This is a genomic window from Shewanella xiamenensis (genome assembly GCF_024971755.1).
In the GTDB taxonomy this organism is placed as follows: domain Bacteria; phylum Pseudomonadota; class Gammaproteobacteria; order Enterobacterales; family Shewanellaceae; genus Shewanella; species Shewanella xiamenensis.
On the sequence record NZ_CP079718.1, the window covers coordinates 1,016,442 to 1,038,977 of the forward strand.

General features: G+C 45.3%; 13 protein-coding genes. 11 read left to right on the plus strand and 2 right to left on the minus strand.

Annotated features, from left to right (window positions below):
* The 10 genes from KXJ80_RS05555 (at window position 1) to KXJ80_RS05600 (ending at window position 16,117) form a co-directional block, all read left to right on the plus strand.
* A complete protein-coding gene (locus KXJ80_RS05555) occupies window positions 1–1,584 on the plus strand; it encodes a site-specific integrase (protein ID WP_259474563.1) in 1,584 nt (527 codons plus the stop codon).
* A complete protein-coding gene (locus KXJ80_RS05560) occupies window positions 1,577–3,586 on the plus strand; it encodes a hypothetical protein (protein ID WP_259474564.1) in 2,010 nt (669 codons plus the stop codon). Before KXJ80_RS05555 ends, KXJ80_RS05560 begins: the two co-directional genes overlap by 8 nt.
* Entirely contained in the window at window positions 3,579–4,055 is a 477-nt protein-coding gene (locus KXJ80_RS05565; RefSeq protein WP_103848870.1) for a protein kinase, read from the plus strand. The genes KXJ80_RS05560 and KXJ80_RS05565 overlap by 8 nt, the downstream gene beginning before the upstream one ends.
* A gap of 89 nt (window positions 4,056–4,144) precedes the next feature.
* Window positions 4,145–4,384, plus strand: coding sequence for an HTH-like domain-containing protein (locus KXJ80_RS05570; RefSeq protein WP_053034692.1), 240 nt, complete (start codon window positions 4,145–4,147; stop codon window positions 4,382–4,384).
* Window positions 4,385–4,436: 52 nt separating this feature from the next.
* The gene (locus KXJ80_RS05575) at window positions 4,437–6,857 is read left to right on the plus strand and encodes a type I restriction-modification system subunit M (protein ID WP_259474565.1); all 2,421 of its coding nucleotides are present in this window, start codon (window positions 4,437–4,439) and stop codon (window positions 6,855–6,857) included.
* Window positions 6,854–8,251, plus strand: coding sequence for a restriction endonuclease subunit S (locus KXJ80_RS05580; RefSeq protein ID WP_053034690.1), 1,398 nt, complete (start codon window positions 6,854–6,856; stop codon window positions 8,249–8,251). Before KXJ80_RS05575 ends, KXJ80_RS05580 begins: the two co-directional genes overlap by 4 nt.
* Window positions 8,244–10,910: a TrlF family AAA-like ATPase gene (locus tag KXJ80_RS05585; RefSeq protein ID WP_053034689.1), complete on the plus strand. Its 2,667-nt coding sequence runs from the start codon at window positions 8,244–8,246 to the stop codon at window positions 10,908–10,910. Before KXJ80_RS05580 ends, KXJ80_RS05585 begins: the two co-directional genes overlap by 8 nt.
* A 26-nt stretch (window positions 10,911–10,936) precedes the next feature.
* Entirely contained in the window at window positions 10,937–12,157 is a 1,221-nt protein-coding gene (locus KXJ80_RS05590) for an RNA/DNA-binding domain-containing protein (protein ID WP_053034688.1), read from the plus strand.
* Window positions 12,158–12,311: 154 nt separating this feature from the next.
* Window positions 12,312–15,404, plus strand: a complete 3,093-nt coding sequence (locus KXJ80_RS05595) for a type I restriction endonuclease subunit R (protein ID WP_259474566.1) — start codon at window positions 12,312–12,314, stop codon at window positions 15,402–15,404.
* Window positions 15,404–16,117, plus strand: coding sequence for a M48 family metallopeptidase (locus tag KXJ80_RS05600; RefSeq protein ID WP_053034686.1), 714 nt, complete (start codon window positions 15,404–15,406; stop codon window positions 16,115–16,117). Before KXJ80_RS05595 ends, KXJ80_RS05600 begins: the two co-directional genes overlap by 1 nt.
* A gap of 200 nt (window positions 16,118–16,317) precedes the next feature.
* Here KXJ80_RS05600 and KXJ80_RS05605 read toward each other — a convergent pair whose 3' ends face one another.
* Complete coding sequence (locus tag KXJ80_RS05605) at window positions 16,318–16,578, minus strand: hypothetical protein (RefSeq protein ID WP_053034685.1); 261 nt, start codon at window positions 16,576–16,578, stop codon at window positions 16,318–16,320.
* Window positions 16,579–17,262: 684 nt separating this feature from the next.
* Here KXJ80_RS05605 and KXJ80_RS05610 point away from each other — a divergent pair.
* Complete coding sequence (locus KXJ80_RS05610; protein ID WP_099457439.1) at window positions 17,263–17,802, plus strand: imm11 family protein; 540 nt, start codon at window positions 17,263–17,265, stop codon at window positions 17,800–17,802.
* Between the two features lie 60 nt (window positions 17,803–17,862).
* Here KXJ80_RS05610 and KXJ80_RS05615 read toward each other — a convergent pair whose 3' ends face one another.
* Window positions 17,863–22,269, minus strand: coding sequence for a choice-of-anchor U domain-containing protein (locus KXJ80_RS05615; RefSeq protein ID WP_259474567.1), 4,407 nt, complete (start codon window positions 22,267–22,269; stop codon window positions 17,863–17,865).
* Window positions 22,270–22,536: the final 267 nt, after the last annotated feature.

The window sequence follows — 22,536 nt, forward strand, 5'->3', positions numbered from 1 at the left end:
GTGAACGCGAAATTATCGAAAACACAAGCTGTAGAACAGCCTTGGTCTGAGATGCAGATCCTGGTTACTCGAGAGGGGAAAACAATTGATATATCAGGCGATAAATGGTTGCTCCCCATAGTGATTCGTGAACACTCAACACTCGATTTTGGCAAAGTCTCAAATTTACAGCTGAGAAATGCGTTGAAGCACTATGTGTCTGACCAAGTTAGACGTACTTCAACATCCGCTGGATACAAAGTTTTTCGTGATGTATGGAGGCTAGTTCTTAGGGATTGGCGGAAAGATAATCAACCGGAAAGTGCTAAAGAGCATCTTATTGATTTATTTGAAAACTCTATCAATATTCAACGCTCTCGGCACAAGCTTTGGACAATGTATATGCCAATTCGGTGGTATATTTGGTGTGCTGACAACATTTCAGATAGTACATTTTCAGATGCGTATGCCGCTGAACTTGAAGCAATGGTTATACCTGGAGGTCCAAAGGGTGAGGCCGTTAGGATGTCCGCCCCCGATATGGGGCCATTACATAAATCCCTAGAGCTCCCTCTTTTGATTGCTGCGCTAAAAGAGGACAAGAGCCTAGAGTTTGAGCATCTCCAGCAAAAGGCTGTGATGGCTTTGTCATTAGCTTTCGGCCGAAACCCCGCAAACCTGACATATCTGAGGGAGGGGGATCTCGTTAAGCTTGATCCATCGAACGAAGACCCTTGTTATATAATTCGGATGCCGCGTATTAAGAAGAGGTTTGTTAATCCTCGCGATGACCTGATGGATGAATATTTAGATCCCCATTTCGGAAGAATTCTAGAAAATCTTGTCGAGCAAAATAACTTCGTGCTTCTTAGCTTTAAAGGTACAGACTTCTCTACCCCAGAGAATCGACCTCTTCTAATAAAAACAAACGGTAACCGCGTTGCCATGCTTTCTCTAGATTCAGAGAATATTTTCAATATGACAAGCGCGGATATATCTCGTTTAATTACAGCCTTTACAAAACGTCATAACATAATTTCCCCTCTTACTGGTGAATTAATGTATGTCACACCAAGGAGGTTACGATACACCTTGGCAACAGGCCTGGCGACAGAGGGTATCAGCAGGCGTGAGCTAGCCAGGATATTAGATCATACGGATACCCAGCATGTAGGGGTATATTTTGATGTTGCGGGAGCAGTTGTTGAGCATCTCGATAAGTCTATGGCAAAAGGATTCTCGAAGTACCTCAATTTCTTCAAAGGTAAGCTTATTGATAGTAATGAAGACGCTATCAATGGTGAGCGAGATGACAAGTACCTGACGTTTGTCGATGAGGAAAATCCGGATGATCAGTCTGATATTGGTGTGTGTGGGGAGTCTAGTGTCTGCCACCTTGATCCTCCTTATTCATGTTATTTGTGCCCTAAATTTCAGCCTTATCGTCATGCTGCTCATGAGCATGTCTTGGAATGTTTGCTGGCAGGCCGTGAAGAGCGTTTAAAAAAATACGAGAATGCGCGATTGGGTATACAGCTTGATGAGGTAATCGCTGCGGTCGCACAGGTAGCTCAGCTTTGTGAAGAAGGGGGCCAGAATGTCTGATGGTCGCTCCAATCGGAAGGCCAAGGTTATCCCCTTCATTGATCGTCTTGAGCGCGATAGAAAGGCAAATACCCAGGCTTTGGTCGATAAAGCTAAGCTAATGAAGCTAGAAGGGTTTGAGTCGGTTTTTTGGGGTAATCCTGTGTGGCAAGTGAATGCTGGCCGCCTAGTCAAGCTTACGGGTAAAAACGCTAAAACTGCGTCGTTTGCTTTTACGCTTCCCCCTAAACTTGGCTCAGAACCTCTACGTCATGACTGGGAGGAGGTTGCCAAGGCATTACTGATTCTTCGATTCCACAGAAAACATCAATCAACACCCAATCAGCGTAACTTCATTACCGCTGTTGGGTATATCTCATTTGCAGCTAACCAACTGGGGCAGGAACTGGCCAAACTCACGCCAGAAGCGCTAGACGATGCGTGTGGATTAATTTCAAAACACTACAGTGACACCACTGCCTACAACCTTCACAAGCATGTTGCAGAGTTCGCTGCACACTGTGATGCTAATGGTTTGTGCAGGGTGATGTTACAATACAAATATTCGAAGATGGTGCGCCCAGTGAATACTGGAGGCCTGAATCATAAAAGGCTGGATGATCCTGACGTTCTGGAGACCAAATCCGAGAAGTTTGTTGATCCTACCGTGTTTCGGGTTATCGGTGAGCTCTATTTGACGGTTCCAAAAGAACATAAATACAGATTGTATGTCCTGATATTGACTCTGCTTGCTTGTACTGGCCGCCGCTTTAGTGAGATTTCATTACTTCCGCTTCAAGAAGTTACGTTAGACGAAGACCAAAAAGCCTTCATAGAATATTTCCCTCGAAAGGCTAGTCTCGGTGATCTATTTACACCTAAAAGAAAACTCTACTTGCCGTCAGAGGTCGTAACAATAGTTAAAGATGTACTTGATGAGGTACGCGTGGCAACAGATTCGGTGAGAATTACCGCAGAGGAAATGCATCGTTCTCGCGGCCCCGATATTCGTTTTTTGAATAAAATTCCAGAGAAAAGAAAGTTATACATTGATGACCTGTTAAAAATGGGGATAAGCAGCAATACCATTTGTTCTACTGGATGGATTCGAAAGATTGGTCTTGTTTGGCAGGACCATGAGCGAGTGACCAAACAAGGGAAAAAGCCTAATAACCCTATTTGCTACACAAATAAGGACGCTGTCAAAGCGTATTGTTTTAGAGACTTTTCTGAAAAACTACTACGAGCATTCCATATTGATCAATTTGGTAAAGAATACTATCTGAAAGATCTTTTATTTATTCGCTCATTGGGACTTTCAACTGGAAGCTATGCTCACTGGTTAGCTACAAGCTGTAGCCAGTCTATGTTCACCACATTTCTCCGTTATTTTCCTGCTCTTGCTGCTGAATACGCTTCCAATAGTATCGAGGTAGATTTTACCAGTCACCACTTCCGCCACACGCTCAATACTTTACTTGATGAAGGTGGGTTAAGTGATCTTCTGCAAACTGAATGGTTTGGGCGAACCAATCCCAGGGACACCAAAGCCTATCAGCATACATCCCGCGAAAAACGTGCACTGATGCTCCGCGAAGATATCAAAAAAGGCTTGGTCGGTGGTCTATTGGCTGAGCAACTCAAAGTAGTTCCGGTAGAAGTACAGGATGCCATTCTTAAAGCACGCATTCAGGCTGTGCATGATGTCGGGACAGGTATCTGCGTCCACAACTTTTCTCAAACACCCTGCGAGCGCCATTTACAATGTTCGGCAGATTGTAAAGACTACGTGTGGGTCAAGGATGATAAGGGTAGGCTGGACGAGCAGAAGCGCCAATATGCCCTTACCGCATTGGCCCGAAAAAATGCTGAGAAACAGTTAAGTAGTAACAAGCCCAAAAAGAGCGCTGATTGGATAGCTCATAACGATAAAAAACTCAAAACGCTGGCTGTGCAACTGGCTGATAACGGGGTGGAGCAATTTGATCCCGAACAATATTTAAACGAGGTAGAGCATGGTTAAGCGCTTCAGGCGCATGTCCGATAGTGACATCAATACAATCGTAGCTGATTTGGATCGCTGGGCACTTGGCGAGCTTGGAGCAAAACTCACCTGGGCTGTTCTAGAAGAACGTTTTGGCTTTAGTCGTCAGTCACTCCAAGCCAAATCTGAAATTAAAGCCGCTTATGACAATGCCAAACAAGCATTGTCGGGTGGCTTAGTGAAAACCAAAGCGCAGGCAACGAAAGAGGCGGAAGAGCTTCAGGTAGAGGTGGATCGCCTCAAAGCGGAACTAGAAGCCTACAAGAGAAAAGAAGCTCAATGGTTACGCCGCTGGCAGCAAATCGCCTTCCATGTGCGGCAGAAGGGCATGCAGATGGCTAGTGTTGATAAGGTCCCGTCACAAGGAGGGGAGCTGCCCTCGAATACTGAAACCGCGCAGATTCTCCGGCTGTTTGATAAAGCGATACCGCCATCCGGGAGGATCTAAAGGCATGATGTAAAAAGGAATTGCTATTCTATGACTTGCTATATAATTTAGCTAAATTATATAGCAGTCACAATTCCATAGGCTAAAAAATGAACGAATGCGAAATTTACGTACACATCAAACAAGCCTTGTTAGATGCACCTCGTAACCAGTACACCGCTGAGCTCCACTTGCAAATGATCAAGTATGCTGACGAGTTGAAGAACATTACAGCGAAAGAGTTCTGTGAAGGAGTCGGCTTGCGAAGTAGCTTCGGTACCGAATTTAGCAAAATGCGTAACCTGACACAGCGATTAAAAGCGGCCGGGCTTGATACCACCAAACTATAACGACTCAAATTTAATCGTGTTGGGCTGTTGCTCGGCACTGCAAGGAATAACCATGGCCATTAAGAAAACTGAACTTTACTCCTCCCTTTGGGCCAGCTGCGATGAGCTGCGTGGAGGTATGGATGCAAGCCAGTACAAAGATTATGTGCTGACCATGCTGTTTATGAAGTATGTCTCTGACAAATACAAAGGTGACCCTTACGGCATGATTGTAGTGCCACAAGGTGCCAGCTTTGACGATATGGTTGCCCTGAAAGGCGACAAAGAGATCGGCGATAAAATCAATAAAATCATCAGCGCGCTGGCCGAAGAAAATGACCTCAAAGGCGTCATCGATGTTGCCGACTTCAACGATGAAGACAAGCTTGGCAAAGGCAAAGAGATGATTGACCGCCTGTCTAAGCTGATTGGTATCTTTGAAGGGCTAGATCTCTCTGCCAACCGTGCAGATGGCGATGACTTGTTGGGTGATGCTTACGAATACTTGATGCGCCACTTTGCAACCGAATCCGGTAAATCCAAAGGCCAGTTTTATACACCGTCGGAAGTGTCACGTATCCTTTCTAAAGTGATTGGTATTGATAGCAATACTCCGCAAGATGCCACCGTCTACGACCCAACCTGCGGCTCGGGCTCGCTATTGCTAAAAGCCAGTGATGAAGCGCCCCGTGGGTTGAGTATTTTTGGCCAGGAGATGGACAACGCCACCAGTGCCTTGGCGCGTATGAACATGATCCTGCACAACAACGCCACCGCCAAAATCTGGAAAGGCAACACCATTGCTGACCCGCAATGGAAAGAAGCAAACGGCCAACTTAAGACTTTTGATTTCGCCGTGGCCAATCCGCCGTTTTCCAACAAAAACTGGACCAGTGGCATCAATCCTAATGACGATGAATTTGGCCGATTCAGTTGGGGCATTCCACCTGAGAAAAATGGCGACTACACCTTTTTACTGCACATCATTAAAAGCCTAAAAAGCACGGGTAAAGGCGCGGTCATTCTGCCTCACGGCGTTTTGTTCCGTGGTAATGCCGAAGCACGTATTCGTGAAAACCTCATCAAGCAAGGTTACATCAAAGGCATTATTGGCTTACCTGCGAACCTGTTTTACGGCACCGGCATTCCTGCTTGCATTATCGTGATTGATAAAGAGCACGCGCAGGCAAGGAAGGGGATTTTTATGGTCGATGCCAGCAAAGGCTTCATGAAAGACGGCAACAAAAACCGCCTGCGCAGCCAAGATATTCATAAAATCGTCGATGTATTTACCAAGCAGCTAGAACTGCCGCGCTACTCGCGCATGGTGCCGCTCAGTGAAATCGCCGGTAACGACTACAACCTGAATATTCCGCGTTATATCGACTCCAGTGATCCGGAGGATTTGCACGATTTAAGCGCTCATCTGCAAGGCGGTATTCCAAACCGAGACATCGATGCCTTAGAGAGATACTGGCAAATCTTCCCGAGTATTCGAGCGACTTTGTTCAAGCCCGCGCGTGAGGGCTATAATGAGGCCTTGGTCAAAGCCTCCGAGGTAAAAGGTACCATTCTGAATCATGCGGAGTTTAAAACTTTCGCGACGGAAAGCTTGCAGCATTTTCATGCATGGAGTGAAGCTATCGCGTTAGGGGAAATCGCTATCGGCGATCAACCCAAATCGCTTATTTTTGAAATCAGTGAAAGTTTATTGCATAACTACGCGAACGTGGCGTTACTCAGCAAATACGACATCTACCAGATCCTGATGGATTACTGGGCAGAGTCAATGCAAGACGATGTATATGTGCTAGTGCAAGACGGCTGGCAAGCAGGCAAAGTGCTGCGCGAGCTAGCCGTTAAAAAAGGTGAAAAGCTCAAAGAGGCACCCGATTTAGTGATTGGCAAAGCCAAATACAAAGCCGAACTCATTCCACCGGCGTTAATTGTCGCGCGCTTTTTTGCCGAAGTACAAGCGCAAGTGGATCGCCTGCAAAGTGCGCTGGATAGCGCCAGCCAAACGCTTGAAACTTTCCTTGAGGAAAACAGCGGTGAAGACGGCTTACTAAACGATGCGCTAAACGATAAAGACAAAGTCACCAAAGCCACGGTTACGGCGCGTTTAAAACTATCCATCGACCCGGATGAAAAAGCCGCACTCAAACAAGCCAAAAAACTGTTTGATGCCGAGGCCGATGCCAAAAAAGCCCTAAAAGAAGCGCAAGATGCGCTCGATTTAGCGGTATTTAAGCAATACCCCAAACTCAGCATTGATGAGATTAAATCCCTGATTGTGGACGACAAATGGCTGGCAACGCTTGAAAGCCATATTGTCGCCGAAATCGAGCGCATTACCCAGCAGCTGGCCAATCGTGTGAAAGAGTTGGAAGAGCGTTATAGCGAGCCATTGCCTGCCCTTACCCAATCAGTAGAAAACCTGAGTGATAAAGTGGCAGGTCACTTAAAAGCCATGGGGCTGGAGTGGGTGTTATGAGCGGAGTAGCGGAAGTCAGTGCAAAATACCTAGCCGAAGCGGCTTCGAATCCAATACCTATTGGATATAAACAGACAGATGTAGGGTTGATTCCAGAGGATTGGAAATGCGTTACTCTCGGTGAAATAGGTGACATAGTTCGAGGTGGCTCTCCAAGGCCGGCAGGAGATTCTAGGTTCTTCAATGGGGATTTTATTCCTTGGTTGACGGTAGCATCGCTTACAAATATCCCTGCATCTGAGATTTATGTTACAGAAACAATTTCAAAATTAACTGAGCTTGGTTCATTACAAAGTAGAACTTTAGAGAAAGGCACGCTAATAATTTCAAATAGCGGTGCTACCCTTGGTGTTGCAAAAATTCTTGGCATTAAATGTTGCGCAAACGATGGTGTTGCGGCAATTATTAACCAAAAGATGGGAGTCCGAGAGTTTCTTGTCTATTACTTCAACACGCAGACCAAGAAGCTACACGATCAGGTCGCAACAGGAAATGGGCAGCCTAACCTCAATACAGATTTGATAAAGAATATCGCTGTTCCATTCCCTAATGAAAAAGAACAAACCGCCATCGCCAATGCGCTATCCGATGTTGATGCGCTAGTCAGCGAGCTGGAAGAACTGATCGCCAAAAAACAGGCCATCAAAACCGCCACCATGCAACAACTGCTCACCGGCCGCACCCGCCTGCCGCAGTTTGCTTTGCGTGAAGATGGCAAGCCAAAAGGCACCAAACCAAGTGAGTTAGGGGAAATCCCGGAGGATTGGGAACGTATATCAATTGGTCGCGATACGGTTTTAAAAGCTCGTATTGGTTGGCAAGCGTTAACGACCAAAGAATACCAAACAACAGGAGATATCTATCTAGTAACTGGTACTGATTTTGATTCGGGTGCCGTGAAATGGGAAAGATGTTTCTATGTAAGCGAATGGCGTTATAAACAAGATCAAAATATTCAGCTTAGAAATGATGATGTATTAATAACCAAGGATGGAACTATTGGTAAAGTTGGTTATGTCACTGCACTCAGTCGGCCTGCCACGTTGAATAGTGGTGTTTTCGTTGTTAGGCCTAAAAACAATAATTTGATGCAACGCTTTTTGTTCTACGTTCTTACATCCAGAGTTTTTGACGATTTCATTAACAGAATTACCGCAGGCTCGACTATTACCCACTTGTATCAAAAGGATTTTGTTAATTTTGAATTTTCAGCACCTTGTATAGAAGAACAAACCGCCATCGCCACCATTCTGTCCGATATGGACGAAGAGATTCAGGCGCTGGAACAACGCCTTGGCAAAACCCGCCAAATCAAACAAGGCATGATGCAGGAGCTGCTGACGGGTAAGACACGCTTGCTGCAACCGCTAAATAAGGAGTCACAACATGGCTGACCAACAGCAAAGTTATAAAAAAGCTCGCTTTTTTAAATGTGCGTTGCAGGTTAATCCAGCGGGTTATATTCAATACCGTGGCCAACAACAGAGTCTGTCTGAATCTGACTATAACCAGCGGTTGTTAAATGCTGCACTGGAGGCGGGCATTGAGATTATCGGTTTGGCTGACCATGGCTCGGTAGATGGTGTTGACTCGATTCGAACCTTGTTTAATCAACATGGTATCGTGGTTTTTCCCGGCTTTGAGATTGCTTCAAGCGAAAAAATACATTTTGTCTGTTTGTTTGATGAAAGCAAATCGGCGCAAGAGCTTGAGCGAATTCTGGGTAGTTTGCGGCTATTGGATCCTCAGGACGGTGTTCGCCCTTCGAGGTTAAGTGCAGAGCAGTTGATTGATGAAGTGAATCAGCAAGGTGGCTTTATCTTCGCGGCACACTGTACCAATGACAATGGTTTGCTCAAAATTGGTCAGATGAATCATGTATGGCAACACCAAGGTCTTCTAGCGGCGCAGATACCGGGTTCGATAGAAGATTTGCGTGGCGTTGAAAATGATTTTTACCGAAAAGTTTTCCTGAACAAAGACGCTAACTATAAACGTGAACGGGAGATGGCCGCGATTAACGCAGCTGATGTTGAGGCACCTGAAAAAATAAAAGAAGCAGGTGCTTCCTGTTTAATCAAGATGACCAAACCTTGTTTTGCCTCGTTTAAACAGGCTTTTTTGGATGCTGGCTCAAGGGTTCGTTTAAATTCCGATAAGCCGGAAAACTATGCCTCTGCCATCGAACGTATTCGCTTTGTTGGCGGCTATCTGGACGGCGTTGATATTGAGTTGTCTGACCATCTTAACGCCGTTATTGGTGGACGTGGTACGGGAAAATCAACCTTGTTGGAGTGTATTCGCTACGCATTCGCGTTAGAGCCTAAAACGCAAAACGCGTTAAAACAGCATAAGAGTGTGATTGATACTAACCTTGGCAAAGAGCGGGGGATGGTTGAAATTACGCTGCGCTCAGCCGTGCTGCATGGTCGTAAATTCACGGTGAGTCGAAAATATGGTAATCAACCTGTGGTGGTGGATGAACAAGGCAATGTTTCACCTTACCACCCCACTGATCTGCTGCCGGGCATTGAGCTTTACGGGCAAAATGAAATCTATGAAATGACCCGCGATGAACATAGTCGTAATCAGCTCATAGAGCGCTTTTTGGAAGGGGAACACGAGCAATTTGATGCCGATATTGCCAAGGTGCTGGCAAAACTGAAAGAAAATCGAGAATCCATCAAGCGTGCACTGAGCCAGAAAGACGATGTTGAAGCCGAGGTAGAGCGCCTGCCTAAGCTATTGGATCAGGCTAAGCAGTATCAAGCCTTAGGGATTGAAGAAAAGCTGAAAATTATTCCTAAGCTGGAAAAAGAAAAGCAGTTAAAAGCGCGTGTCGATGAAGATGTGACTCGCGTAAAAGACGCCATTGAAGCCCTTAAAGACAGCTTGCCCGATACGGTTTTTTTAAGTGATAGCGCATTGGATGGCTTGCCGCATGCTGATTCATTTAGGCAGCAGCGCTTGGTGTTGGACGCCTTAAAAGCAGGTGTACAGCAAACGCTAGTGCAACTGGAACAGCTTGCTTTGAATGCGGATACACAGCTGGCACCGCTTAAGCAAGCGTTGTTGGAAAAACAGCAGACTGAAGAGCAGAATTTAGAAAAAGCCTTTAAAGATATTCCGGCAAGCCAAGGTAAAACGGGACGGCAAATTGGCGCAGAGTATCAGACGCTGCTGAAGCAAATTGAGCAGATCAGACCCAAGCAAACCACGTTACAACATCGCCAAGCGCAAATTGACGAGTTGTACGGCCAGCGCAAAAAGCTGTTGTTGGAGTTGGATCAGTATACGAGCGCCAGAGCGACCAGTATTTTGAAATCAGTGAAACGCTTAACGCGCAAGCTGGAACAAAAGGTTCGGCTTACCTTGCAGCCGGAAGGGAACCGCCAAGCGTTTGTTGATTTTCTTAGCGAATGCAGTTTAGAGGGCGTAGGGCCTAAGCGCTTGGCTTGGGTGCTGGATGGCGACTTTTCACCCAGTAATCTCGCTGCCACCATTCGCCAGGGAGAAACAGAATTAGCCCAGAACTTTGGCGTCACAGGTACGGTTATTACCGCCTTAACCCGTTTGCCAGAAGTAAAGCTCTTAGAGCTGGAAGAGTTGCAACTGCCCGATACGATGGCCATTGAACTGAATGTGACCCATGGCGAGCGAGAGGCAGTATTTCGCCCTATTGATGACTTATCGACGGGGCAGCAGTGTACCGCTGTTTTGCATTTGTTGCTTTTGGACAATCAAGACCCTTTGATTTTGGATCAACCGGAAGACAATTTGGATAACGCATTTATTGCCGAACGTATTGTCGCAGAGCTTCGCAGAGCAAAACTAAGCCGCCAATTTCTGTTTGCCACACATAATGCCAATATCCCCGTATTCGGTGATGCAGAATGGATCGGTGTGTTGAGTGTTGAAGATAGTAAAGGGATGATTTTGTCAGAGCAGCAAGGGGCTATTGATGTACCCAAAGTTCAAGAGCTGGCAGCCGATATTTTGGAAGGTGGTAAAAGTGCGTTCAATCAGCGCCGTGAGAAATACGGTTTTAATTGAGCACTTGTGCCCCTTGGGAGAAACGCATGTTAAAGACAGAATTATTAGAAATTATTGCCAATGGTGAAAACTCAGGCGTGGAGTTTAAGCGGGACGATATTCGCCCTGAACAACTGGCAAAAGAAGTGGTGGCTATGGCCAACTTCCAAGGCGGAAGAATACTGCTTGGCGTAGAAGACGATGGGGTAATCAGCGGTATTCAAAGGGGCGATCTCGAAGAATGGGTGATGAATGTTTTTCAGAACAAAATCCATCCTATGATTTTGCCTTTTTATGAAGAGGTAAAGTTAGACGATGACAAAACCGTGGCAGTTGTGAGCTTCCCTATTGGTATCTCAAAGCCTTATGTCGTTCGTCACAGCGGGAAAGAAGAAATCTACATTCGTGTAGGCACAACGTCCAGACTGGCAACCAGAGAGCAGCAAATGAGGCTGTTTGAATTGGGTGGCATGTTACACACTGAAGTCATGCCCGTTCCTCGTACAGATATCAGTTGTCTGGATGATGCGCGGCTGATGAATTATGTTCGGGATATCTTGCGTGATCCAGATGTACCGAAGTCTCCTGAAGAATGGCAGGCAAGGCTTCTCGGGCTTGGGTTTTTAACGGAGGCGGCAGGTAACATTTGCTGCACCATTGCAGGACTGGTGCTGTTTGGCAAAAGCCCGCGCCGTTACTTAAAGCAAGCTGGATTAAGAGTGATGGCATTTACTGGCGATGATAAGGAATACCAAGCAGCGCTGGATGACATTATAGATGGCCCAATGGTTGGTCGCTGGGATCTCGATAATGGTGATAAACGCCTGGTCGATGGCGGCGTTATTGAGCGCTTTATGGAAGCGATGACACCCTTTATATCTGAGGAGTCTGGTGAGGTAGATGCAGGGCTGAGACGGGAAACAAAGTGGTTTTATCCCCTTGAAGCCGTAAGGGAGGCATTGATTAACTCACTGGCTCACCGCGATTGGACTCGGTTTGTTGAGATTGAAGTGTCAGGATACTCGAATCGCCTTGAAGTGATTAGCCCTGGTGCTTTGCCAAATTCAATGACAGTTGAAAAAATGAAGGCAGGTCAGCGGTCACCAAGGAATACCATCGTCATGGAAGTTTTGCGTGATTATGGCTATGTCGATTATCGAGGAATGGGTGTGAGAACAAAAATTGTTCCGCTAACCAAAGCGCTCACGGGTAAAGAGCCAGAGTTTGAATTAACCGATGATCATTTAAAAACGGTGTTATATCGCTAGGCGAAGAAAATGAATTTTTGCTTGACCGCTGCTTGATTGAGTGGTGTTGAAGTCAATTAAATTAGTAATAAAAGATTGATTTTAAAGGGTAAAATTTGCTTGATCGTTGCTTGGCTGTCAAGAGGAACAAGCTTCGAATTGATTAGAGGTTAGGATGAGTAACGTAGGTCAGCGTGAGCGCGCTACCCAAAATCGTATCGTTCAGTTTTTTCAAACTGACTTAGGTTATCGCTATTTAGGCGATTGGCAGGATCGCGCTAATAATAAAAATATTGAAGTGGATATCCTGGTTGATTGGCTAAATAAACGCGGTGTCAGCGAGGCGTTGATCAATCGTGCTATTCGCCAATTGGATACGGCAGCAGCGCTGGGCGAAGGTAAAAAGCTCTATTACGCCAACAAAGAGGTTTACCGCCAGCTGCGCTACGGCGTGAAAGACAAAGAAGGCGCTGGCCATCTTAATGAGACGGTATGGTTGATTGACTGGAAGAATCCACAGGCGAACGATTTTGCCATTGCTGAAGAGGTCTCGATTAAAGGCGAAAACAAAAAACGCCCAGACATTGTGCTCTATGTGAACGGCATTGCGCTGGGCGTTATCGAATTAAAGCGCTCGTCGGTGTCGGTTTCAGAAGGTATTCGGCAGAATCTCGATAACCAAAAGAAAGACTTCATCCGCAACTTCTTTACCACCATGCAATTAGTGATGGCGGGTAACGACACCCAAGGCTTGCGTTACGGCACCATTGAAACGCCTGAAAAGCACTACCTTGAGTGGAAGGAAGACCTTACCAATCCTTATGAGCACAAACTCGATTTCCACCTGAGCCGCGTGTGTAACAAAGCGCGCTTGCTACAAATTATCCATGATTTTATTGTTTTCGATGCGGGTATTAAAAAGACCTGTCGTCACAATCAGTTCTTTGGTATTGAAGCGGCAAAACGCCATATCACAAGGCGTGAAGGCGGCATTATTTGGCATACGCAAGGTTCTGGCAAAAGCCTCACTATGGTATGGCTGGCCAAATGGATACGTGAGAATGTCAAAGACGCACGTGTATTGATTGTGACCGATCGTACAGAGCTGGATGAGCAGATTGAAAAAGTATTCACCGGTGTTGAGGAAGATATTTATCGCACCAAAAGCGGTGCCGATTTGGTGGCGACACTCAATCAGCCCAACCCCTGGTTGGTTTGCTCTTTAGTCCATAAATTTGGTCGGCGGTCTGATTCGGAAAACGATACCGCGACGGATGAGTTTATTGCCGAGTTAAAGAAATCCCTACCATCGGACTTTAAAGCCAAAGGTGATGTGTTTGTTTTTGTGGATGAGTGTCACCGTACTCAATCGGGCAAGTTGCACGAGGCGATGAAATCAATCCTGCCAGAAGCTATGTTTGTCGGCTTCACTGGCACGCCCTTGATGAAGAAAGACAAGAAAAAATCGGTTGAGGTATTTGGCCCTTACATTCACACCTATAAGTTTGATGAAGCTGTGGCCGATGGGGTGGTGCTCGACTTGCGCTATGAAGCACGAGACATTGACCAAAATGTCACTTCGCAGAAAAAGGTTGATGAATGGTTTGAGGCCAAAACACGCGGCTTATCACGATTAGCGAAAACCCAGTTGAAACAGAAATGGGGCACCATGCAAAAGGTGCTGTCCAGTAAATCGCGTTTGCAGCAAATTGTGAACGATATCTTGCTGGATATGGACACTAAGCCACGCCTGATGGATGGCTACGGCAATGCCATGTTGGTCTGCTCTAGTGTTTATCAAGCTTGTAAAGCTTATGAAATGTTCAGCCAAACAGATTTAGCCGGTAAGGTGGCTATTGTCACCAGTTTTCAGCCGACTGCTGCAAGCATTAAAGGGGAAGAAACGGGTGAGGGTTTAACGGAAAAGCTCTTTAAATACGATATTTACCGCAAAATGCTTGCGGATTACTTCGAGCAAACGGAAGACAAGGCTGCAAACCGGGTTGAAGAGTTTGAAAAAAAAGTTAAAAAGCAATTTATTGATGACCCAGGTCAAATGCGCTTACTGATCGTTGTCGATAAGCTGCTTACTGGCTTTGACGCCCCTTCGGCTACCTATTTGTATATCGACAAACAGATGGCTGATCACAATCTGTTTCAGGCCATTTGCCGCGTGAACCGTTTGGATGGCGATGATAAAGAATACGGGTATATCATCGACTACAAGGATTTGTTCCGCTCGTTGGATAAAGCGATTTCTGATTACACTCAAGGCGCATTTGATGGTTATGACAAGGAAGATGTTGCAGGGCTGCTGAAAGATCGTTTAGAGCAAGCCAAGCTCGATTTGGATAATGCGCTGGAAATGGTGCGCGCCTTGTGTGAGCCAGTAAAAGCGCCACGCAATACGGAAGACTACATTCATTATTTTTGTGGTGAGTCTGGATTTAATCAAGATAAATTGACTGAAAAAGAAGCGCTGCGTTTAACGCTTTATCAGAACGTTGCCAAACTACTGCGTGCGTTTGCCAATGTCGCCAATGAAATGCCTGATGCAGGCTATTCTGCGCAAGATGTAGACTTGATAAGAACAGAAGTTGCTCATTTTGAAAAAGTCCGTGACGAAGTAAAACTGGCCAGTGGCGATTTGGTAGAAATGAAACGCTTTGAGCCTGCGATGCGCCATTTGTTAGATATGTATATTCGTGCGGATGACAGCGAAGTACTGATGGATTTTGAAGAGCTTGGGCTTATTGAGCTTATCGTTGAAAAAGGTGCTGATGCCTTGGAGGTTTTACCCAAAAGTATTCGTAAGAACCAAGAAGCCATGGCAGAAACAATCGAGAATAACGTGCGTAAAACCATCGTCGATGAAAACCCGGTTAACCCTAAGTATTACGAGCAAATGTCGGTGTTACTGGATGAGCTGATTGAGCTTCGTCGCCAAAAAGCCATTGAATATCAAGAGTATCTGGAAAAAATCCTCGAGCTATCTCGTAAGGTTGTACGTCCAGAGCAGACAGCGGCTAACTATCCGCCATCGATGGACTCTAATCCCAAACGTGCGTTTTACGATAATTTTGGTCAAGATGAACTACTGGCTACCAAAATAGATAGTGCCATTCGTTATACCAAAAAAGCGGACTGGGTAGGGGATCGTTTCAAGGAGCGAGAAATTGCCAATGCTGTGAGAGAAGAAACGGATGGTTATGAGGTTGATATTCAGAGTGTAATGAAATTGGCAAAAGCGCAAAAAGAGTACCATTAATGCCTAAAATAGAAGTTGGTTCTATTACGATCCAGTTAAATCGTAAGGCAATTAAAAACCTCCATATCAGCGTGTTGCCACCTGATGGGCGTGTGCGCGTTTCTGCTCCGGAATCTATGACAGAAACCGCAATCCGTATGGCAGTGATCAGTCGCATTCCTTGGATCAAGAAACAGCAGAGTGATTTTGCCAAACAACCTCGCCAATCTGATCGAGAAATGGTTAGCGGTGAATGTCATTACCTGTGGGGCAGGCGTTATCGTCTGAATCTTATTGAGCGTTCCGGAAAGCATGAAATCAAGCTAGGTCGTGGTCGATTGCATTTATATGTCAATCCCGCAACAACGCTTGAGAACAAGGCGCTGGTAATGAACTCATATTATCGAGATGCACTTAAAGCGCGAATCGCTGAGTTATTGCCTGTTTGGGAGGACAAGATCGGCGTTACAGCTGCCGATTGGGGAGTCAAAAAGATGAAAACCAAATGGGGTAGCTGCAATATTAAGGCAAAGCGCATTTGGCTAAATTTAGAGCTCGCGAAAAAGCCTCCCGAATGTCTAGAGTACATATTGGTACATGAATTGGTGCATCTGCTAGAGCGTAATCATAATGAGCAATTTAAGGCGCACATGGATAGATTACTGCCTGATTGGCGAGAGCGCCGTGATTTGTTAAACCGAATGCCTTTAGCACACAACAGTTGGATTTATTAAGGATTTACGTATTTTGCGTGTAATTTGGTGCTCATAAAGAAGCCACTATGAACACAAAACAGAGCTCGACGTGTGAAATTCTGGGTGTTCACATAAATCAGAGTGCACCCTTTTAGGGGCTAGCTTTCCGTGTCAGACTTATATGTGACTGGTAGTTAAACTAAATGTAGTATTAACTTTCACATGTGAAAGTTCTAGGGTCACAGCTTAAAACCGTGATTTGAACCATCCGGTAGATCGACATGAAGGCGAAGTTTTCCTCCTGCTGATGCAACAAGCTGCTTCAGTCTCTGTAGGCTATCGATTGTGCAGTTATCAATGTGGCAGCCTGCATCAGTCTCGATACGTTCTAGTAACTCGATTAAATGGATATGGATTAGCTGTTTTGAAGCTATTTCCTTAGCAGAATCAACGAGATTTTGAGGTTGCTCTGCAATAATATCTTCCAGTGTTCTGCCCATTTTTGCTCCTTTGGAGTTGAGCCGCAAAACTTTCACATGTGAAAGTTTTTCCTAGATCTTTATGTTTGGATAGTTTAACCCACTCATAAGTGAATCATCATACTTCTCATCCTATCCTTTGTTTAGGAAAACTTGTCTTTTGCACCTTAAAAGGGCAATTACAGAGTTTTATCCTTTTTGGTCCCTGTCATACTCTTTACTCACTGTCAGCGCTCGCTGGCTATAGCGGTAGCTGGCCCTAAACAGCAATACCTTACCCTCGGGAGGCTATCTCTCAAGGTACTCCTCCATAATCACAGGAGATAATTATGGCCCACTCGATATTCCAAGATCCAGTTGGCGTTTTGTTGATTAGGTGCTGTCGCCGAAAGTGTCAAGATGCTATCTTTACACTCAGCGGCGAACACTCCATAGTTCTTGCTCAAATCGTTGACAATATTTGAGTTTAACTTAACAAAGTTGGCTTTTTTTACAATAAAAGGCAATACTTTTAATAGCTTGAATGGCTTTTGGCATAACTTTATGTGAACTGCCGTTCTAGACATTACTTTAGAATCATTTTGAGATTCAAAAACAAAGCCCCGTTTACGGGGCTTTGTTTTTGCCTCACTTCGCATTTGTTTTAGCCTCACTTCGCAAATGAGGGCAACATACTTGATTTAGCTGGATTTACAGGATGTAAAGATGGAACGATTTTATACGTTGCAGAGTTTTTACCATCGAGATGTGTATTTTGTGTATGGTGAGCGAAATGTACAGTCCTATGCTGATGCCTTGAGCCAACCCTCGAATGGCGTTGGCCCCTTTTACTATGAAGTAGATGTCCTTGATGATGAGATAACGCAATACGACATTTTACCCACTCTTGGACCTGAGCTGGTAAGCGCAGCATTTGTTGAGCAATTTCGAGATGTTATAGGTCAAGCGGTTCAATTTATTCCCGCCGAAATTTGTGATGCACAGGGGAATATCAATCGGCAGTTTTATGGGATGCAAGTGCTTAATCGTTATGCCAGTGTAGATTTAACTCGATCGCAGATAAGCTATCGCACCTATGGACAACACCGCTTTTTGGCGATCCATTCCTTAGTGATTGACGCCAGTAAAGTGATTGAACCATCGATATTTTCTTTACAGGAAAAGCTAGGCTATATCCTAGTGAACCAAGCTCGCTATCATTTGTGTCAGTCGTTACGGGGCGTGGAGTGTGTTGCACTGGGTTAAGGAATCAATAAAAAAGCCCAGCAATAGTCAAATTGCTGGGCTTACATGAGTTAGATTATTTTAAAAATCAAAGCCCACGGATAAGGCAACTACATCGGTATGATAACCATCCAAGCGGTAGCTGCGCAGTGCGAGGCCGATAGCCCAGTGTTCAGCGGGGAGATAATCAAGTCCCATACCGAGATACAAATCGGTACCGTTTTGGCTTTGGTGTTGATAGCTAAAGGTGTCCTCTTTGATTTTGAGTAGTGTGCTGTAATCACCTTCCCAAAAGAATGCACCTGCTCGACCACTGAGTACTAACTTATCCATGAGTGGATAGAAGTAACTCACACCAATACTTGCACCCGATGCACTATCAGGATGACTCAGGCTCACTTTATCCAAGTAAGATTCCACTTCGAGTTGATCGACTTGGCCTGTAAAACTCACCGAGACATTGCCAAGGTCGACATAGCCCAGCTCAATCCCCCAGTTAGGATGGATTTTGTAGCCTAGTTCGAACCAGTAACTCTTTGATGTGTCATCAAAGTCGGTCACCTTGATGGTGTCAGAAATCTTAGAGAGTTCTGCTGCAATATCACTACGCTCGACACTGGAATGGCCTTGTCCGGCACCTAGCTGCAGATATAGGTTGTCAGCATTAAACTCTACCGCGTTAGCGCCAAAACTGAGTCCCAGTAATGCAAGTAAGCCACTGATACGACGACCAAAGCGTCTTACGCCCGCCATGAATCCCATTAACAACACCATACCTAAGCCTATACTACCACTGCCATTTGTAGTCACTTCAACCTCATGCATTATGGGTTGTCCAATACCACCGGGATCTTTGACCGTACCGTTCACTTTACTATCGCTATCGTTCGGACCACCGTCTTTGATGGTGAGCTGCACACACCAATCACCTTCGGTTAAGCCCGGCTTAAAGGCGTCAGATCCTGGTGCAGGGCAATAACCTGGCTCTCCTTTCGCTGAGCTTAAATGGTTATTAGTGTCTTCAACAAAGTTAAACCAACCTTTGCCTTCGACATATTTACGATAAACCGCACGGCTTGGAATGGCTTCTCGCTGAGGCAGAACCACATTTACCGATTGCCCCATTTCTGGAAGGTTACTGACGATAAAATCAAAATATCCTCCCTTATTCGGCACATCATCCACGGTCAGTTTTGAGATGCTAAAGTCATTTGGCGTGACTTCTGCACCGTCAAAGGCGCTGCTCATCGAGACTTGACCTAGGGTAAGTTTTACGCCGGCGTCAGCTTCAATGATATAGGCATTGGTGGATAAGCCACGCTCAGGCAGCAGATGGGTTTCGTCGATGTTATCCAAATAGTCAGGAATACCATCCTGATCCGTATCCGTTAAGCCTTCTTCGCGATCGCTTAAGCCATCACTGTCGGTATCGCGTTCCGCTAATTCGGGTGTTGTTGCTAACACCTTGAGTAGGATATTGATCTCAGCAGTTTGGGCGGGTGAGCCATTATCGGTCACAGTGGCAGACAGGCTAAGCATGTTTGTCTTTATCTGTGAAGGATCGAAGCTTAACAGTTGTTTAGTTTCATTTATGTCCGCGGTGACGCCTTCTGGTAACAGCCAGCGAATATCGTGCTTGCTATTATCATCAAGGATGCTCAGAGCCAGTTCGACAAGGCCTGCATCTTTTGCAATACTGGTGACTTGCTGATGATTTTGCTTCGCGATAAGCGTCAGTTCTGGCGCAACATTGGTTTCGACGATGCGGGTCTTGTGGGTGTTTTTAACCCCCCAGTTTTGTTCACCGACAAAGCTCAGTTCAATTAGCTCTTCAGCTTCTTTTACCTGATCTGCCAGAATGCTAAAGGGCACCTGTGCTTCCACGCCAGACTCGATAATAACCGAACCACTGCTTAAATTGTGATCTTCACTATCAGCACTGCCGCCTACCGTGTAGTCAACTACAACCGGATAAGTGGGTGAATCGCCATTGAGCACCACTTTAAAGCGGCTGTCTCGACCTTCTGATACCGTGGCATCTTTACCGAACGAAATGGTGGGGTAAATATCCACAATTTGTTCAGCGCTACCTATGTTTCCTGCGGCATCCTGTGCTTTCCAAGTGATAATGTGACGTCCCGGACGTAGCATTAACCCCTCTTCAATCATGCCGACTGCGGTGACGGCACAACAAGCCTCATTGCCGGCATCGCTTGCAGTGACCATTCCTTGAGTCTGTAACAGCTTAGCATCCACTTTAGTAAACAAAGTGGTGGCATTGAGACTGACGTTGGCAGGGACATTCACTACTGGAGCGACATCGTCCTTTTGAGGATTGGAGTTTTGTAAAAATTCATCAAGGTTAGAACGTCCGTCTTGATCAAGATCTTTGTTCGCATCGGTTGCATCCAAAGGATTCAGGCCGTTTTCAAGCTCCCAAGCATCTGGCATACCATCATTATCATCATCGGCGTCGGCATTGTTACCGATACCGTCTTTGTCGGTATCAACAGACTCGTTAGGGTCGAGTGGGAAGGCATCCTGCGCATCATTAACACTATCACCGTCATCATCTGGATCAGCATTGTTACCGATACCGTCTTTGTCAGTATCGACAGACTCATTTGGATCTAATGGGAAGGCATCCTGTGCATCATTGACGCCGTCATTGTCATCATCAGGATCGGCATTGTTACCGATGCCGTCTTTGTCAGTATCGACAGACTCATTAGGATCTAATGGGAAGGCATCTTGGGTATCAACCACGCCGTCATTATCATCATCAGGATCGGCATTGTTACCGATACCGTCTTTGTCGGTATCAACAGACTCGTTTGGGTCGAGTGGGAAGGCATCCTGCGCATCATTGACGCCGTCATTGTCATCATCTGGATCAGCATTGTTACCGATACCGTCTTTGTCGGTATCAATAGATTCAGCTGGATCCAGTGGGAAGGCATCTTGTGCATCTTTGACGCCGTCATTGTCATCGTCAGGATCGGCATTATTACCGATACCGTCGTTGTCGGTATCTACCCATTCAGTTGAGTCGATTGGGAAGATGTCCTGCGCATCATTGAAGCCGTCATTATCATCATCAGGATCGGCATTGTTGCCAATACCATCTTTGTCGGTATCAACTGACTCGTTAGGGTCTAGTGGGAAGGCATCTTGTGCGTCGATCACACCGTCGTTGTCATCATCGGTGTCGGCATTGTTACCGATACCGTCATTATCAGTATCTACCCATTCACTTGGGTCGAGCGGGAACACATCCTGTGCATCATTGACACCATCACCATCGTCATCAGGGTCGACGTTGTTACCAATACCGTCGTTATCTGTATCCTCTTCAACGGTAATGTCCATAGAGGAAGGGGCATTGATGTAAGCATTGTCCACAAAGGCTTGCCAGCTAAAGCGGTCTTGTCCGAAGAAATCTGCATTAGGGGTATAGATTAAATTGTCAAAATCAGCACTGATTATTTCTTGGTTGACTGTGACTGCTGTGCCATTCAGCGTTAAGCTGCCATTAGTGGGCAATGATTCTATTTTTATTTTAGCAAGCGTAGTGCCGTTAATGTCTACAAAATCAATATTTTGAAGCTGAATGGTGTTATTTTCTACTGTGATTTTGGTGATAGCAGCCGCTTGAGCAACATTTTTCGCTATATTGGCTAATTCAGAGGTTTTACCTGCGGCATAGTGCCAGGTGAAACTTTCACTCTGCCCAGGTCGTAGATCTGCCATTCGTACATAAAACGCGTAGGAGCCATCATTCGTTGCGTCGATTGCTGAAGTCGCAGGATCTTGATTGATTACATTTTCAAATTGACAGCAACGTTGTTGCACTACGTTTGCCTTTGTTGACGGGGAGAAAAACAACACTCCGCTATTGCCGCCAATAATTTGCAGTGCCTTGCCTTTTTCAGAGGTGGCTGCTAATTGGGTAAAAACGCCATTGACTAAGTTGCCGCGGGTCTTTTGAGGACTATCCAACCTCCCAACATAGTCATCACGAGTACCAACCCACATACGTAGGTTGGTGGCATTCACCGTTGAACGGTTGGTGATTTGGGTGGTGATATTAATAAAGGCGGAATTTTGTGGCAGGGTATAGCTGGTTTTATATTCTAGCTCCAATCCATCGATGCTAAATGTACCAACCGAAACAATCGTACCGTAACCCTTATCACCGTTATATTTAGTAAAGCCTGAGTAATCAAGTGCTTGGTTGGTTAAGACTGGATTAGTTACTATGGTTCCAGCATTGTTCCATTCGTTTGTGCCGTCACCGCCGACGCCAATAGCGCTATCTAATGGATAGTTTGAAAACGTAAGTTGATACCATTGATTTGCTGTCTGATCGAAGTAGAAGGGTTGCTGTAGGTTACCATTAGTATTGACAGAGTTTTCTGCTCCAGTACCAAAACGGATTTGGCCGCTGTCTAGCACTTCTGTTGCATAAATAGCAGGAGAGCCCAACACACAGCATCCCGCTATTGTTAAAGAAAGAAATTTGTAACTCATTTATTGTCCTGTGTACTTGATTTTCTTATCTGATTTTTTGAATAACACGCACCACGTCTGACTAAGTTAACCTGAGATTAACCTCCTGAAATATTTGATACATTTTTTATGTTGATGCATCTTTTTTAGTTAAAACTATAAAAGATAACAAGTTAGCTGAAGAATCTAAAAGTGTGTAAAAAGTAATCTTTTATGCATTTTTTTGTCTAAAGTTGTCATTATGCG